This window comes from Helicobacter pylori (assembly GCF_014497725.1).
Taxonomy (GTDB): domain Bacteria; phylum Campylobacterota; class Campylobacteria; order Campylobacterales; family Helicobacteraceae; genus Helicobacter; species Helicobacter pylori_DE.
Genome location: NZ_JACTGF010000002.1, coordinates 41,205 through 59,403, shown reverse-complemented (window position 1 = coordinate 59,403; position 18,199 = coordinate 41,205). Strand labels below are relative to the sequence as shown.

7 protein-coding genes and 1 pseudogene are annotated in these 18,199 nt (G+C 39.3%); 6 read left to right on the top strand and 2 right to left on the bottom strand.

All coding sequences use genetic code 11. From position 1 onward, the window contains the following. The first annotated feature begins 22 nt into the window (after positions 1-22). From hemE to H7N69_RS02170, 6 genes are all read left to right on the top strand, one after another. Positions 23-1,042 (top strand): uroporphyrinogen decarboxylase, encoded by a 1,020-nt coding sequence (gene hemE / locus H7N69_RS02195; RefSeq protein WP_187884668.1) that lies wholly within the window; start codon positions 23-25, stop codon positions 1,040-1,042. A gap of 8 nt (positions 1,043-1,050) precedes the next feature. Beyond that, entirely contained in the window at positions 1,051-2,484 is a 1,434-nt protein-coding gene (hefA, locus tag H7N69_RS02190) for an efflux RND transporter outer membrane subunit HefA (protein ID WP_187884667.1), read from the top strand. Between the two features lie 10 nt (positions 2,485-2,494). After that, positions 2,495-3,199 (top strand): efflux RND transporter periplasmic adaptor subunit HefB, encoded by a 705-nt coding sequence (gene hefB, locus H7N69_RS02185; RefSeq protein ID WP_187884666.1) that lies wholly within the window; start codon positions 2,495-2,497, stop codon positions 3,197-3,199. A gap of 12 nt (positions 3,200-3,211) precedes the next feature. Continuing rightward, entirely contained in the window at positions 3,212-6,292 is a 3,081-nt protein-coding gene (hefC, locus tag H7N69_RS02180; protein ID WP_187884665.1) for an efflux RND transporter permease subunit HefC, read from the top strand. Beyond that, positions 6,289-6,858 carry an outer membrane beta-barrel protein gene (locus tag H7N69_RS02175; protein WP_187884664.1) on the top strand — a complete coding sequence of 190 codons (570 nt, stop codon included), beginning with the start codon at positions 6,289-6,291 and terminating at the stop codon, positions 6,856-6,858. Before hefC ends, H7N69_RS02175 begins: the two co-directional genes overlap by 4 nt. Positions 6,859-7,014: 156 nt before the next feature. Next, a complete protein-coding gene (locus H7N69_RS02170; RefSeq protein WP_187884663.1) occupies positions 7,015-16,578 on the top strand; it encodes a vacuolating cytotoxin domain-containing protein in 9,564 nt (3,187 codons plus the stop codon). Between the two features lie 62 nt (positions 16,579-16,640). Here H7N69_RS02170 and H7N69_RS02165 read toward each other — a convergent pair. After that, a pseudogene (locus tag H7N69_RS02165) lies at positions 16,641-17,397 on the bottom strand (ABC transporter permease). Beyond that, positions 17,397-18,098, bottom strand: coding sequence for an ATP-binding cassette domain-containing protein (locus H7N69_RS02160; RefSeq protein WP_187884661.1), 702 nt, complete (start codon positions 18,096-18,098; stop codon positions 17,397-17,399). Before H7N69_RS02160 ends, H7N69_RS02165 begins: the two are co-directional and overlap by 1 nt. Positions 18,099-18,199: the final 101 nt, after the last annotated feature.

Below are 18,199 nucleotides of genomic sequence, written 5' to 3'. Positions count from 1 at the left end.
AACAAATTTTTAAGGAGTTATGATGATTTTCATTGACGCATGCTTTAGAAAGGAAACGCCTTACACGCCCATTTGGATGATGAGGCAAGCGGGGCGTTACCTTAGCGAATACCAAGAGAGCCGTAAAAAAGCGGGGAGTTTCTTGGAATTGTGTAAAAATAGCGATCTAGCCACAGAAGTTACTTTGCAGCCGGTAGAGATTTTGGGCGTGGATGCGGCTATTTTGTTTAGCGATATTTTAGTAGTGCCTTTGGAAATGGGCTTGAATTTGGAATTTATCCCCAAAAAGGGGCCGCATTTTTTAGAGACGATTACGGATTTAAAAAGCGCAGAAAGCCTAAAAGTAGGGGCTTATAAACAACTAAACTATGTCTATGATACGATTTCTCAAACGCGCCAAAAGCTTTCTAAAGAGAAAGCGTTAATCGGTTTTTGCGGATCGCCTTGGACTTTAGCGACTTACATGATAGAAGGCGAGGGGAGCAAATCGTATGCTAAAAGCAAGAAAATGCTCTATAGCGAGCCTGAAGTTTTAAAAGTGCTTTTAGAAAAATTGAGCCTTGAATTGATAGAGTATTTGAGCCTTCAAATCCAAGCAGGGGTCAATGCGGTGATGATCTTTGACTCATGGGCTAGCGCTTTAGAAAAAGAAGCGTATTTGAAATTCAGTTGGGATTATTTGAAAAAAATCTCTAAAGAGCTTAAAAAACGCTACGCGCATATCCCGGTTATCCTTTTCCCTAAAGGGATTGGCGCTTATTTGGATAGCATAGACGGGGAATTTGATGTGTTTGGCGTGGATTGGGGCACGCCTTTAGAGGTGGCAAAAAAGATTTTAGGCGATAAGTATGTTTTGCAAGGGAATTTAGAACCCACCCGCCTTTATGATAAAAACGCTTTGGAAGAAGGGGTTGAAAGGATTCTAAAAGTCATGGGCAATCAAGGGCATATTTTTAATTTAGGGCATGGGATGTTACCGGATTTGCCCAGAGAAAACGCAAAATATTTAGTGCAATTAGTGCATGCTAAAACCAGGCGATAGGGGGATTGATGAATACTATTATAAGATATGCGAGTTTATGGGGCTTGTGTGCAGCTTTAACTCTAGCACAAACCCCCTCTAAAACCCCTGATGAAATCAAGCAAATCCTTAACAATTATAGCCACAAGAATTTAAAACTCATTGATCCGCCGACAAGTTCTTTAGAAGCAACACCGAGTTTTTTATCCTCGCCTAAAGAAACAGCGACCACTATCAATCAAGAGATTGCTAAATACCATGAAAAAAGCGATAAAGCCGCTTTGGGGCTTTATGAATTGCTAAAAGGGGCTACCACTAATCTCAGTTTGCAAGCGCAAGAACTCAATGTCAAGCAAGCGATGAAAAACCACACCATCGCCAAAGCGATGTTTTTGCCCACTTTGAACGCGAGTTATAATTTTAAAAATGAAGCTAGGGATACTCCAGAATATAAGCATTATAACACCCAACAACTCCAAACTCAAGTCACATTGAATGTGTTTAATGGTTTTAGCGATGTGAATAATGTCAAAGAAAAGTCTGCGACTTACCGATCCACTGTGGCTAATTTAGAGTATAGCCGCCAGAGCGTGTATTTGCAAGTGGTGCAACAATATTATGAGTATTTTAACAATCTCGCTCGCATGATCGCTTTACAAAAGAAATTAGAGCAAATCAAAACAGACATTAAAAGGGTTACCAAACTCTATGACGAAGGGCTAACCACGATTGATGATTTGCAAAGCTTAAAAGCGCAAGGGAATTTGAGCGAATACGATATTTTGGACATGCAATTTGCTTTGGAGCAAAACCGCTTGACTTTAGAATACCTCACTAACCTCAGTGTGAAAAATTTGAAAAAGACCACGATTGATGCGCCTAATTTGCAATTGAGAGAAAGGCAAGATTTAGTCTCTTTAAGGGAGCAGATTTCTGCAATCAGATACCAAAACAAGCAACTCAATTATTACCCCAAGATAGATGTCTTTGACTCATGGCTTTTTTGGATCCAAAAACCCGCTTATGCCACAGGGCGTTTTGGGAATCTCTACCCCGGTCAGCAAAATACGGCTGGGGTTACTGCGACTTTGAATATTTTTGATGATATAGGCTTGAGCTTGCAAAAACAATCCATCATGTTAGGCCAATTAGCGAATGAAAAGAATTTAGCGTATAAAAAATTAGAGCAAGAAAAAGACGAACAGCTTTACAGAAAATCGCTTGATATCGCCAGAGCCAAGATTGAATCTTCTAAGGCTAGTTTGGATGCGGCCAATCTTTCTTTTGCCAATATTAAAAGGAAATACGACGCTAATTTAGTGGATTTCACCACCTATTTAAGGGGCTTAACCACGCGCTTTGATGCGGAAGTGGCTTACAATTTAGCGCTCAACAATTATGAAGTGCAAAAAGCCAATTACATTTTCAACAGCGGGCATAAAATAGACGACTATGTGCATTAAGGGAATGAAAATGATACGAAAAATTTTAATAGGACTTTTTTTGAGTTTTTTGAGCATGGAAGCTGGCGAAAAAGTGTATGCGATTTTCAATGTGAAAGCGATGCAAGACTCCAAACTCACTCTGGATAGCACAGGGATTGTGGATAGCATTAAGGTTACTGAGGGGAGCGTGGTCAAAAAGGGCGATGTTTTGTTGCTTTTGTATAATCAAGAGAAGCAGGCTCAAAGCGATTCTACCGAGCAACAACTCATTTTTGCTAAAAAGCAATACCAACGATACAGCAAAACCGGGGGCGCTGTGGATAAAAACACTCTAGAGAGTTATGAGTTCAATTACAGGCGTTTGGAATCAGATTACGCTTATTCTATTGCGGTATTGAATAAAACCATTTTAAGGGCCCCTTTTGATGGCGTAATAGCGAGCAAAAACATTCAAGTGGGCGAAGGGGTGAGCGCGAATAACACGGTGTTATTGAGATTAGTCAGCCATGCTAGGAAATTGGTTATTGAATTTGATTCTAAATATATTAATGCAGTCAAAGTGGGGGATACTTACACTTATTCTATAGATGGGGATTCTAATCAGCATGAAATTAAAATCACTAAGATTTACCCCACGGTTGATGAAAACACCAGGAAAGTGAGCGCTGAAGCCCTTTTGTCTAAGCCTATGGCAGTGGGGCTTTTTGGCGATGGGTTTATCCAAACGAAATAATAGGGTATTTTGATGTATAAAACAGCGATTAATCGTCCTATTACGACCTTGATGTTTGCTTTGGCGATTGTCTTTTTTGGGACTATGGGTTTTAAAAAATTGAGCGTGGCGCTTTTCCCTAAAATTGATTTGCCTACAGTGGTGGTTACTACGACTTATCCTGGGGCTAGCGCTGAAATCATAGAGAGTAAGGTAACCGATAAGATTGAAGAAGCGGTGATGGGGATTGATGGGATCAAAAAGGTTACTTCCACGAGCTCTAAAAATGTGAGTATCGTCGTCATTGAATTTGAATTAGAAAAGCCTAATGAAGAAGCCTTAAACGATGTGGTTAATAAAATTTCTTCGGTGCGTTTTGATGATTCTAACATTAAAAAACCCTCTATCAATAAATTTGATACCGACAGCCAAGCCATTATTTCATTGTTTGTGAGCAGTTCAAGCGTGCCGGCTACAACCCTTAATGACTACGCTAAAAACACCATTAAACCCATGCTCCAAAAAATCAATGGGGTAGGGGGCGTGCAACTCAACGGCTTTAGGGAGCGCCAGATTAGGATTTATGCAGATCCCACTTTGATGAATAAATACAATCTCACTTATGCGGATCTTTTCAGCACGCTTAAAGCGGAGAATGTGGAAATTGATGGGGGGCGCATTGTCAATAGCCAAAGGGAATTGTCTATTTTAATCAATGCGAATAGTTATAGCGTTGCGGATGTGGAAAAGATTCAAGTGGGTAATCATGTGCGTCTTGGGGATATTGCAAAAATTGAAATCGGTTTGGAAGAAGACAACACTTTTGCGAGCTTTAAAGACAAACCCGGTGTGATTTTAGAAATCCAAAAGATTGCCGGAGCGAATGAAATTGAAATCGTGGATAGGGTGTATGAAGCTTTAAAGCGCATTCAAGCCATTAGCCCTAACTATGAAATCAGACCCTTTTTAGACACCACGAGCTATATCCGCACCTCTATTGAAGACGTGAAATTTGACCTAATCTTAGGGGCGATTTTAGCGGTTTTAGTGGTGTTTGCGTTCTTGCGTAACGGCACGATCACCCTCGTTTCAGCGATCTCTATCCCTATTTCTATCATGGGGACTTTTGCGCTCATTCAATGGATGGGCTTTTCATTAAACATGCTCACCATGGTGGCTTTAACGCTAGCGATAGGGATTATCATTGATGATGCGATCGTGGTGATTGAAAACATCCATAAAAAGCTAGAAATGGGCATGAGCAAACGCAAAGCGAGCTATGAGGGGGTGAGGGAAATTGGCTTTGCTCTAGTAGCGATTTCAGCGATGCTGCTCTCTGTGTTTGTGCCTATAGGGAACATGAAAGGCATTATCGGACGTTTTTTCCAAAGCTTTGGGATCACGGTGGCTTTAGCGATCGCTCTATCGTATGTGGTGGTCGTTACGATTATCCCCATGGTAAGCTCAGTGGTGGTCAATCCCAGGCATTCTCGTTTTTACGTGTGGAGTGAGCCTTTTTTTAAAGCTTTAGAGTCTCGTTATACCAGATTGCTCCAATGGGTATTAAACCACAAGCTTATTATCTTTATAACGGTGGTTTTGGTGTTTGTGGGTTCGCTTTTTGTGGCTTCTAAATTGGGTATGGATTTCATGCTGAAAGAAGATAGGGGGAGATTTTTAGTGTGGCTTAAGGCTAAACCGGGCGTGAGCATAGATTACATGACACAAAAGAGTAAGATCTTTCAAAAAGCGATTGAAAAACATGATGAAGTGGAATTCACCACCTTGCAAGTGGGTTATGGCACCACGCAAAACCCTTTTAGAGCTAAGATTTTTGTGCAACTCAAGCCTTTAAAAGAGCGCAAAAAAGAGGGTGAATTGGGGCAATTTGAGTTGATGAGCGCTTTAAGGAAGGAATTAAAAAGCATGCCTGAAGCTAAAGGTTTAGATACTATTAATCTTTCTGAAGTCTCGCTTTTAGGGGGCGGTGGGGATAGTTCGCCCTTCCAAACCTTTGTGTTTTCCCATTCTCAAGAAGCGGTGGATAAAAGCGTGGCGAATTTGAAAAAATTCTTATTAGAAAGCCCTGAATTAAAAGGCAAGGTTGAAAGCTATCATACAAGCACGAGCGAATCGCAACCGCAATTGCAACTGAAAATCTTAAGACAAAACGCCAACAAATACGGCGTGAGCGCTCAAACCATTGGCTCAGTGGTGAGCTCTGCTTTCTCTGGGACTTCTCAAGCGAGCGTGTTCAAAGAAGATGGCAAAGAATACGACATGATCATCAGAGTGCCTGATGACAAGCGCGTTTCTGTAGAAGACATCAAACGCTTGCAAGTGCGTAACAAATACGATAAATTGATGTTTTTAGACGCTTTAGTGGAAATCACAGAAACTAAAAGCCCGTCCAGTATTTCTCGCTATAACCGCCAACGCAGCGTTACGGTGCTCGCTCAACCTAAAGCGGGTATCTCTTTAGGGGAAATTTTAACGCAAGTGAGTAAAAACACTAAAGAATGGCTGGTTGAGGGGGCGAATTACAGATTTACCGGTGAAGCGGACAACGCTAAAGAGACTAATGGGGAGTTTTTAGTCGCTTTAGCGACAGCGTTTGTGTTGATTTATATGATTTTAGCGGCGTTGTATGAATCCATTTTAGAGCCTTTTATCATCATGGTTACCATGCCTTTAAGCTTTTCAGGGGCGTTTTTTGCTCTAGGTTTAGTCCATCAGCCTTTGAGCATGTTCTCTATGATAGGCTTGATCTTGCTCATTGGTATGGTGGGTAAAAACGCCACGCTTTTAATTGATGTGGCGAATGAAGAGCGTAAAAAAGGTTTGAATATCCAAGAAGCCATTTTGTTTGCCGGCAAAACCCGTTTAAGACCGATTTTAATGACGACCATTGCGATGGTTTGCGGGATGCTGCCTTTAGCGTTAGCGAGTGGGGATGGAGCGGCGATGAAATCCCCTATAGGGATTGCGATGAGTGGGGGCTTGATGATTTCTATGGTGCTAAGCTTACTCATTGTGCCGGTGTTTTATCGTTTGCTCGCTCCCATAGACGACAAAATCAAGCGGTTTTATCAAAACCAAAAAACTTTAGAATGAAAAAAATTGCTTTCATTTTGGCTTTATGGGCGGGCTTGTTAGGGGCGTTTGAGCCTAAAAAAAGTCATATTTATTTTGGGGCTATGGTGGGTTTAGCCCCTATTGAAATAACCCCAAAACCGGCTAGTGATTCTTCTTATACGGCTTTTTTATGGGGGGCTAAAGGAGGGTATCAATTCGCTTTTTTTAAAGCTCTAGCGTTAAGGGGTGAATTTTCCTACCTTATGGCAATCAAACCCACCGCATTCCACACGATTAACACTTCTTTATTGAGCTTAAATATGGACGTGTTGAGCGATTTTTACACTTATAAAAAATATAGCTTTGGGGTGTATGGGGGGCTTGGGATAGGGTATTTTTATCAAAATAACCATTTAGGCATGAAAAATAGTTCGTTTATGGGTTATAACGGGCTAATTAATGTAGGGCTTGGCAGCACGATCGATCGCCACCACCGCATAGAGCTTGGGACTAAAATCCCTTTTTCAAAGACTAGAAATTCTTTTAAAAATTCTTATTTTTTAGAGAGCGTTTTTATCCATGCGGCTTATAGTTATATGTTTTAAGAGAGAATAAAAAATAGCCTATTGGTGGTCGTTATCAATAAGATAAGATCCTTATGATATAATATAAGGAGATTGTGCCGTTTTTAATTAAATTGTATAGATGGATAGCATCAAAAAATATAACAACGAGTATGATCACATGAAAGGGTTCAAAATATGACTTATAGAAATGGCAAAATAGATTTAAAGGAACGCTTTAGCAAAAACCGCTCTTTTAAGGGCATTAAAAAGAAAATCGCTAAAAAATACAAAATCAAAAACTCGCCTTTGACAATTTACTCCTTAAAAACGCATTCAAATCTTTCTGCATCTTTTAACAAAAAAATCTTCTTAGGGCTAGGGTTTGTTTCGGCTTTGAGCGCTGAAGATTATAATAGTTCAGTGTATTGGCTCAATAGCGTGAATGAAAATAATAACAACAAATCCTACTATGTCAGCCCCTTACGCACTTGGGCTGGGGGGAATAGGAATTTCACGCAAAATTATAACAATAGTCAATTATACATAGGGACAAAAAACGCTTCTTCAACGCCCAATCATTCTTCTATATGGTTTGGTGAAAAGGGCTATATCGGTTTTATTACAGGGGTTTTTAAGGCAAAAGACATTTTTATCACAGGGGCTGTTGGCTCAGGTAATGAGTGGAAAACTGGCGGAGGGGCGATACTGGTTTTTGAAAGCTCAAACGAACTAACCACTAATGGGGCTTATTTTCAAAATAACAGAGCTGGGACACAAACTTCTTGGATCAATTTGATTTCCAACAATGGCGTGAATTTGACAAACACGGATTTTGGCAACCAAACCCCTAATGGGGGCTTTAATGTTATGGGGCGAAAGATCACTTATAATGGCGGAACAATCAATGGTGGGAATTTTGGCTTTGATAACGTGGATAGCAATGGCGCAACCACCATTAGCGGAGTAACTTTCAATAATAATGGCGCGCTCACTTATAAGGGTGGGAATGGTATTGGAGGGAGCATCACTTTCACTAACTCTAATATCAATCATTACAAACTCAATCTTAACGCCAATAGCGTTACTTTTAATAACAGCATTTTAGGGAGTATGCCTAATGGCAACGCTAATACTATAGGAAACGCCTACATTCTTAATGCAAATAATATTACTTTTAATAATTTGACCTTTAATGGGGGTTGGTTCGTTTTTAATAGACCTGATGCTCATGTTAATTTTCAAGGCGCAACCACGATTAACAACCCCACTTCACCCTTTGTCAATATGACCGGTAAAGTTACCATTAATCCTAATGCGATTTTTAACATTCAAAATTACACGCCTAGCATAGGGAGCGCTTACACGCTCTTTAGCATGAAAAATGGCTCTATCACTTATAATGATGTGAATAATTTATGGAATATCATCAGGCTTAAAAACACGCAAGCCACAAAAGACAATAGCAAAAACGCCACTTCCAATAATAACACCCACACTTACTATGTAACCTACAATTTAGGCGGCACGCTCTATCATTTCAGACAAATTTTTAGCCCTAATTCCATTGTTTTACAATCCGTTTATTATGGCGCGAATAATATCTATTACACCAATAGCGTGAATATCCATGATAATGTCTTTAATTTAAAAAATATTAACGATGATAGGGCTGATGCGATTTTTTATCTCAACGGCTTGAACACTTGGAATTACACGCAAGCGAGATTCGCTCAAACCTATGGCGGGAAAAATAGCGCTTTAGTCTTTAACGCTACGACCCCTTGGGCTAATGGCAGTATCCCTAAATCTAACAGCACGGTGCGTTTTGGGGGGTATGAGGGAGTCAATTGGGGGAAAACGGGCTATATCACCGGCACTTTCACAGCCGATAGGGTTTATATCACCGGTAACATGATGTCTGGTAATGGCGCTCAAACCGGTGGGGGGGCGACTTTGAATTTTGTGGGCGCGACTGAAATCAATATCGCTGGAGCCACTTTTAAAAACCTAAAAACCACTTCGCAAAACTCTTACATGACTTTTATCGCCTTAGGGGATAGCTCTGGGAGTGGTAAGATCAATGTTTCTCAATCTGATTTTTACGACTGGACAGGTGGGGGGTATGATTTTACCGGTAATGGCGTTTTTGATAGCGTGAATTTCAACAAGGCTTATTACAAATTTCAAGGTGCTGAAAATTCTTACCATTTTAAAAACACGAACTTTTTAGCAGGGAATTTTAAGTTTCAGGGCAAGACCACCATTGAAAAATCCGTTTTAGATGACGCTTCTTATTCTTTTGATGGCACAAATAACACCTTTAATGAAGACAAATTTAATGGCGGTTCGTTTAATTTCAACCATGCAGAGCAAACAGACGCTTTTAATAACAACTCGTTTAATGGCGGATCGTTTAGTTTTAACGCCAAGCAAGTGGATTTTAATCATAACTCGTTCAATGGGGGCGTGTTTAATTTCAATAATACCCCTAAAGTCAGTTTTACTGATGACACTTTTAATGTGAATAGTCAATTCAAAATAAATGGCGCTCAAACAACTTTCACTTTCAATAAGGGCGTTGTTTTTAACATGCAAGGGCTTTTGAGTAGCCTAAGCGTAGGCACCACTTATCAATTACTCAGCGCTAAAAGCGTGGATTATAAAGATAACAATAACGCTTTGTATCAAATGTTGCGTTGGACTAGCAGGGAAAATCCTAGCGGCACGCTAGTGGATGAAAATAAAACCGTGCCAAACAGCGCTAAAATTTATAATGTCCATTTCACCGATAACGGCTTGACTTACTACATTAAAGAAAATTTTAATAACGGGATCACGCTCACTCGTTTATGCACTCTAGGTTATACGCATTGCGTGAATATTGATAACGATGTGTTTAATCTCAAAAATGTCAATAACAACGCCAGTAACACCGTGTTCTATCTCAATGGCATGACGACTTGGAAGATCGCTGGCACAGGCGTTTTCACGCAAGATTATAGCGGTGCTAACAGCGTTTTAGTGTTCAACCAAACTACCCCCTTTCTTGCTGGGGCGAATCCCACTTCTAATAGCATGGTGAGTTTTGGGAAAACTTCAGGGGCTGAATGGGGGCTAGTGGGCTATATTCAAGGCGTTTTTAAAGCCAATCAAATTGACATTACTGGCACGATTCGTTCTGGTAATGGGGCTAAAACCGGTGGGGGTGCGACTTTAGTGTTTAACGCTCAAAAGCGTTTGAATATCGCTAACGCTCATTTGAATAGCGATAAAGCCGGTTTGCAAAATTCATGGATGAATTTCATTGTCAATAACGGCAACTTGAATGTAACAAACGCAAATTTTAGCAACCAAACACCGCATGGAGGCTTTAACCTTAAAGCGGGTGGTATTACTTTTAATGGGGGGTCTGTGAGTGGAGGGGGGAATTTTGGCGTGGATAATGCTAGTGCTAACGGAAATGCCGTGATTAAGAATGTTAATTTTAGCGATAACGGCACCTTGATTTATAAAGGGGGTGAAAACAGTGCCGGAAATTCCCTAACCCTAGAAAACAACACTTTCAATTCCTATAACATCAACGCAAAAGTGCAAAACCTAATTTTTAACAACAACTCGTTTAATGGCGGTAGCTATTCGTTTAATGACACTAAAAACACCACTTTTAAAGGCACAAACACACTCATTAACAGCGATCCTTTCAGCCGCCTTAAAGGATCAGTCTCTATTGAAAATGATAGTATTTTTAATATTGAAAGGAATTTGACCGATAAAACCACTTACACGCTTTTAAGCGGGGATAGCATCAAATACAATAACCAAGCTTTAGCGGATAATGTTTTTTCAAAAAATTTATGGGATTTGATCCATTATGGTGGCGAGAGAGGGACTTTATTAAGGACGGAGAAAAACACTTATTTTGTGCAATTCACCCAAAGCAACGGCCAAAAATTTGTTTTTGAAGAAACTTTTAATCCTGGCTCTATCACCTATAAATATTTTACTATCCATTCTTCACTTTTTCACACAGATAATGATTCTAAGGATATTTGGAGTCAGGTGAGGAAGCAATTTGATTTCATTCCAGGAAAAACCCCCGTGTGCGTTGGGGTGTGCTATATCGCGCCTTATAAAAATCAAAACCTTATCGGCTCTAGCGCTTTTGCATGGTCGCTGAATTTTGGGGCTACAGTGGTGGGGACTTTGCTTTTAGGGAGCGCTCAAGAAAAAGCCAATAACAATGGCGGCTCGATCTGGTTTGGTAAGAATAATTTGCTGTATTTGCATGGCAATTTCAACGCGACTAATATCTTTTTAACGAATAATTTTAATGTCGGCAACCCTAACGCTGGCGGTGGGGCAACGATTAATTTTAACGCTGATGAAACCTTGAACGCTGACGGGTTGAATTACACGAATTTCCAAACCGTGGCTATGGGCTTACAAACCAGCGCGAGCCAGCATTCATGGGCGAATTTTAATTCCAAGCTTTCTATGGAGATTAAAAATTCTAACTTTAGGGATTTCACATGGGGAGGCTTTAATTTTAATTCAGGGCGCATGGTTTTTGAAAACACCACTTTTAGCGGCTGGACCAATATTAACGGAGCGACTGAAAGCGGTTCGTCGTATGTGAACATGGTTGCGAATACGGATTTGATTTTCACTAATTCCATTTTAGGAGGGGGCGTTCGCTATGATTTGAAGGCTAATAACATTATTTTCAATAACACTCAAATGGTGATTGATGTGTCTAAAAACGTGAATCAGTCTTCATTGAATGGGAATGTTACTTTCAATAATTCCAGGCTTTCAGTCAAACCCAATGCGGCTATCAATATTGGGGGGGATCAGACCCAAACGACTTTAGAAAACGCTTCAAGCCTTTCTTTTTACAACAACAGCGTGGCGAATTTTAACGGCACAACCGCTTTTAACGGGGTGTCTTATTTGAATTTGAACCCTAACGCTCAATTAAGCTTCAATCAAGCAAATTTCAATAACGCTAATGTAACCTTTTATGGAATCCCACTATTTGGTAAAACGCCTGATTTTGGCAACTCTGTGCGCCTTATTAATTTCAAAGGGAATACGAATTTTAATCAAGCCACGCTCAATTTAAGGGCTAAAAATATCCATATCAATTTCCAAGGGGCTTCCACTTTTGAAAATAACTCTACGATGAATTTAGCTGAAAGTTCTCAAGCGAGCTTTAATGCGCTTAGCGTAGAAGGGGAAACGAATTTCAACCTCAACGGCTCAAGTTTATTGAACTTCAATGGCAACAGCGTTTTTAACGCCCCTGTGAATTTCTACGCTAATAATTCTCAAATTTCTTTCACTCATTCGGCGACTTTTAATGCAGACGCTTCATTTGATTTAGGCAATAACAGTGCTTTGAATTTTCAAAGCGTTCTTTTAAACAGCGCTCTAAACCTTTTAGGCAATAGCGGTAACAATCTAGCGATCAACGCTAAAGAGAATTTTAGTTTTGGATCTCAAGGGATTTTGAATCTGTCTTATATGAATCTATTTGGAGGGGATAAAAAAACTTCCGTTTATGACGTGTTGCAAGCCCAAAATATTAGCGGCTTAATGGGGAATAACGGCTATGAAAAGATCCGTTTTTATGGCATACAGATTGAAAAGGCTGATTACTCGTTCAATAACGGCGTTCATTCTTGGAGCTTCACTAACCCGCTCAATACGACTGAAACCATTACCGAAACCTTACATAATAACCGCTTGAAAGTGCAGATCTCTCAAAACGGCGTTTCTAATAATGCGATGTTCAATCTCGCTCCTAGCTTGTATGATTACCAACAAAACCCTTATGATGAAAGCGCGAATTCCTATAATCACACAAGCGATAAAGCCGGCACTTATTATTTGAGTAGCAGTATCAAAGGCTTTGGTAAGAATAATGAGATACCCGGGACTTATAATGCGCAAAACCAACCCTTACGAGCCTTACACATCTATAATCAGGCTATCACTAAGCAGGATTTAAGCGTGATCGCTAATTTAGGTAAGGAATTTTTGCCTAAAATGGCTAAGCTTATCGCTTCAGGGGCTTTAGACAATCTCAATCTCAATAGCCCGGATAGCTTTGAAACGATTTTTAGTATCTTAAAAGAATATGGCATTACTTTAAACCAAGCGAATTGGAAGAGTTTGTTGAAGATCATCAATAATTTTTCTAACACGACTAATTATCATTTTTCTCAAGGCAGTCTCGTTGTGGGGGCGATCAAAGAAGGGCAAACGAATACGAATAGCGTGGTGTGGTTTGGGGGCGATGGGTATAAAAATCCATGCGCGGTTGGGGATAACACTTGCCAGATGTTCAGGCAGACTAATTTAGGGCAATTGCTCCATTCTAGCGCGCCTTATTTGGGTTACATTAACGCTAATTTTAGGGCTAAAAACATTTACATTACCGGAACCATCGGCAGCGGGAACGCTTGGGGGAGCGGGGGGAGCGCGAATGTGTCTTTTGAAAGTGCGACAAATTTAGTGCTCAATCAAGCCAATATTGACGCTCAAAGGACTGATAAGATCTTTTCTTATTTGGGCAAAGAGGGCATTGAAAAGCTTTTTGGGGAAAAGGGCTTAGGGAATGTACTTTCTAATATTATTTATGAAGAAAGCTTGAATAATAACGCTATCCCTAAAGATTTAGCCAACATGATCCCTAAAGATTTGGGATCTAAGACTTTAAGCTCTTTGCTTAGCCCTACTGAAGTGAATAACCTCTTAGGCGTGAGCGCTTTTAAAAACGCGATCATGGAAATTTTAAATTCTAAAACGGTGGGCGATGTTTTTGGTGAAAACGGGCTTTTAAACGCATTGGATCCGGCAAAAAGAAAAGAAATTGATCAAATGCTTTTAGAGCAAATCCAAGCCCATTCTTCAGGGTTTGAAAAATTCATCGTTAAAACTTTAGGGATTGAAAATGTAGAGAATTTCATCAATAACTGGTATGGCAAGCAAAGCTTGAGTTCTTTTGCCAATAATTTTGTGCCTGGAGGCTTAAATCAAGCCCTTGATAAAATAGGTTCTAACGCTGATGCTAAAGACTTACAGAGTTTCTTGGATAAAACGACCTTTGGGGATATTCTCAATCAAATGATCAATCAAGCCCCCTTAATCAATAAGCTCATTTCTTGGCTCGGCCCGCAGGATTTGAGCGTGTTAGTGAATATCGCTTTAAATAGCATCACTAACCCTAGCGAAGAGCTAACTAACACCATTTCTAGCATAGGCGAAAAAGCGTTAAACGATTTATTAGGCGATGGCGTAGTGAATAAAATCATGAGCAATCAAGTTTTAGGGCAAATGATCAATAAAATCATCGCTGATAAGGGCTTTGGAGGCGTTTATCATCAAGGTTTGGGATCCATACTGCCTAAATCCTTACAAGATGAGTTGAAACAATTAGGCATGGGCTCTTTACTCAAACCTAAAGGCTTGCACAACCTTTGGCAAAAAGGGAATTTTAATTTCTTAGCTAAAGATTATGTGTTTATCAATAACAGCTCATTCAGTAACGCCACAGGGGGGGAATTGAATTTTGTAGCGGGCAAGTCCATTATTTTTAACGGGAAAAATACGATCAATTTCACGCAGTATCAGGGCAGGCTTTCATTGATTTCTAAAACTTTTTCTAATATTTCCCTAGACACTTTAAACGCTACCAACGGCTTAACGCTCAATGCACCACGAAATGACATTAGCGTCCAAAAAGGGCAGATTTGCGTGAATGTTTTAAATTGTATGGGCGAGAAAAAAGCCAATCCTTCAAACACAAGCGCTCCAACCGATGAAACGCTGGAAGTGAATGCGAATAATTTCGCTTTCTTAGGAACCATTAAAGCTAATGGATTAGTGGATTTTTCAAAAGTCTTACAAAATACGACTATCGGGACTTTGGATTTAGGGCCAAACGCTCTTTTGAGGGCGAATAACTTGATCGTGAATAACGCCTTTAACAACAATTCTAATTACAGGGTTAGTATCAGCGGTAATTTCAATGTGGCCAAGGGTGCAACTTTTAGCACGAATGAAAATGGTTTGGATGTGGGAGGGGATTTCAAGAGCGAAGGGTCATTGACTTTCAATCTCAAGCGTCCAACTGATAAAACGATATTAAGCGTGACTGGCAATTCTATGATCATGTCTTATAACAACCAGACTCTAATCAACTTAAACACCCAGCTTAAGCAGGGTTCTTACACGCTTATTAACGCTAAACGCATGCTTTATGGTTATGACAATCAAATCATTCGTCAAGGGAGCTTGAGCGATTACCTCAAGCTTTACACCCTCATTGATTTTAACGGCAAACGCATGCAATTAAACGGCGATTCACTAAGCTATGACAACCAACCGGTCAATATTAAAGATGGGGGTTCTGTGGTAAGCTTTAAAGACAATCAAGGGCAAATGGTGTATTCATCTATCCTTTATGATAAAGTTCAAGTTACCGTTTCGGATAAACCCATTAACATTCAAGCCCCTAGTTTGGAGTATTACATTAAATACATTCAAGGCAGCGCTGGTTTGAATGCGATCAAATCCGCTAACCCTAACGCTGTCAATTGGCTGAATGCGCTTTTTATGGCTAAGGGGGGAAATCCCTTGTTCGCTCCTTATTATTTGCAAGACACGCCCACCAAACACATTGTGACTTTAATGGAAGATGTGAACAGCGCTTTAGGCATGCTTTCTAAACCCAATCTTAAAAACAATTCCACCGATGCTTTGCAGCTCAACACTTACACGCAACAAATGAGCCGTCTAGCCAAGCTTTCTAATTTCGCTTCCTTTGATTCAACGGATTTTAGCGAACGCTTGAGCAGTCTTAAAAACCAAAGATTTGCTGATGCAATCCCTAACGCGATGGATGTGATTTTAAAATACTCTCAAAGGAATAAATTAAAAAACAACCTTTGGGCAACCGGCGTTGGGGGCGTGAGCTTTGTGGAAAATGGCACAGGAACGCTCTATGGTGTCAATGTGGGCTATGACAGATTCATTAAGGGTGTGATTGTTGGAGGGTATGCGGCTTATGGGTATAGCGGGTTTTATAAACGCATCACTAATTCTAAATCCGATAATGTAGATGTGGGCTTGTATGCGAGGGCTTTCATTAAAAAGAGCGAGCTGACCTTTAGCGTTAATGAAACTTGGGGGGCTAATAAAACCCAAATCAGCTCCAACGACACTTTACTCTCTATGATCAACCAATCTTATAATTACAACACATGGACGACGAACGCAAAAGTTAATTACGGGTATGATTTCATGTTTAAAAATAAAAGCATCATTTTAAAACCTCAAATTGGTTTAAGGTATTACTATATTGGCATGACCGGTTTAGAAGGGGTGATGCATAACGCGCTCTATAACCAGTTTAAAGCGAACGCCGATCCGTCTAAAAAATCCGTTTTAACGATTGATCTTGCTTTGGAGAACCGCCATTATTTTAACACAAACTCTTATTTTTATGCGATTGGCGGCATTGGCAGGGATCTATTGGTGCGATCTATGGGGGATAAATTGGTGCGTTTCATTGGCAACAACACTTTGAGTTACAGAAAAGGCGAGCTTTACAACACCTTTGCGAGCATCACTACGGGCGGGGAAGTGAGGTTGTTTAAAAGCTTTTATGCGAACGCTGGGGTGGGGGCTAGGTTTGGATTGGACTACAAAATGATCAATATTACCGGAAATATTGGAATGCGTTTAGCGTTTTAAGGGGTTGGGGCTTACCCCTTTTTTGAGCCATTAAACAATTGATAAATGGTGGGATTAAGGATTTAACGCATGCGTTCTTTTGGTGTTAGTAACATGCGATTAGCGCTTAGTAAAAATAAAATAATGCCACCAATAATGAAAAATGTTGAAGTTGCTAAAACCAGTATAGTATCAATCCCTTGAAAAGCTTTGATTAGAAGTTGATTAAGGTAGTAAAAAATAGATGTTTTGATAAATAATTGACCAATATTAGGTAGGTATTCTAAAGGAACAAAAACATTACAAGACATTAGCGCATAGAGATTGATGATATTACAAAATCCTAAGATGCTTTGTTCGTTTTGAAAAATTCTAGCTACAAAAATGGCCAAGCAAAAACAAAACAATGCGCTTGAAAAAACACTAACAAACCCCAAAATAAGCGCTTGAAAATTAAGAATAGTGATGATATTGAGCGCATAAAAAGAGAGAACAATAAAGATAAAAGCATATAGGATTACAACGATTAGTCTTGAAGCGATTAATGCTAGAGTTATTTGTTTGAAAGTTGCTGGTGATAGCATGTAGAACAAGAATATATTATGCGATTCTCAAGCTTGTTATAGCTTGTGTGAGACCAAAGATCGCGCTAGAAATAATAAGAAGTCCCATTAGACCTATAATGTTATTAAAGTAAAAAATTTCAGTGGTATTTTTTGAAAAAACAAAAATTAGTAATAGGAGCATTAAAATAGGATAAATAAAAGTCCAAAATAGCGCGCTTGTATTGGTGAGATAAGATTTGATTTCAAGTTTTAGGATAGATAGAATTGCTCCCACTAAATATCCTTTAGTAATGCTAATAAGTCTTTTGTGGTTGGTTTTTCTTTAAAGTTAAAAGTTTTAGCTACAGATTTTAATATAGAATTTAAAGGTTTGTATTGAGCAATGTTGCCATTCTTAAGGAACAATACCCATTCGCAACTATCTAAGACAATAGGATCATGAGTGGCGATGATACTTGTAAGTTGTTGGGTATTACGCAAGTTTATGAGATTTGATAGTCTTATAAGAGCGTTTTGCTCTAAACTGGTTTCTGGTTCATCCATAATAATTAATTGGGGGTGGTGGCTAAGAGCTAAGTCAATCTTTAAGTGCTGTTTTTGTCCATCGCTTAGGTGTTCGTAGGTTTTATTCAAAAGATTTTTTTCAAATAGATTTGGAGTGCAGTTTTTGTGAAAAAATTGATAGAATTTAAAAAGGTCGTTTGCGTTTAATCCAGGTGGGTAGTTGAATAGGTTAGAGACAACTCCCAATTGCTTGCGTTGTGGTATAACATTGTCGTGGTATGGAATATTATTGTTTTGTGCTTTAAAATTATAGTCTGATCTAATGCTTAGAATAGTGTTGATAAGCGTTGATTTTCCAGCACCATTTGTGCCAATAATGGCTGTACTAGTATGACTTTTAAATGAAAAATCTTGTATATTTAAAGCGTTTTTAAACATGGTTTTTGGGTGTATGCTGATGTTAGAAATCATAAAATCCCCTTATATAGAAATGATTTAAAATCCCATTCAGGGTTATTATATTCAAATGATGGTTTTATTGAGCGTAGTGTTACTAAAAAATAACTGATATT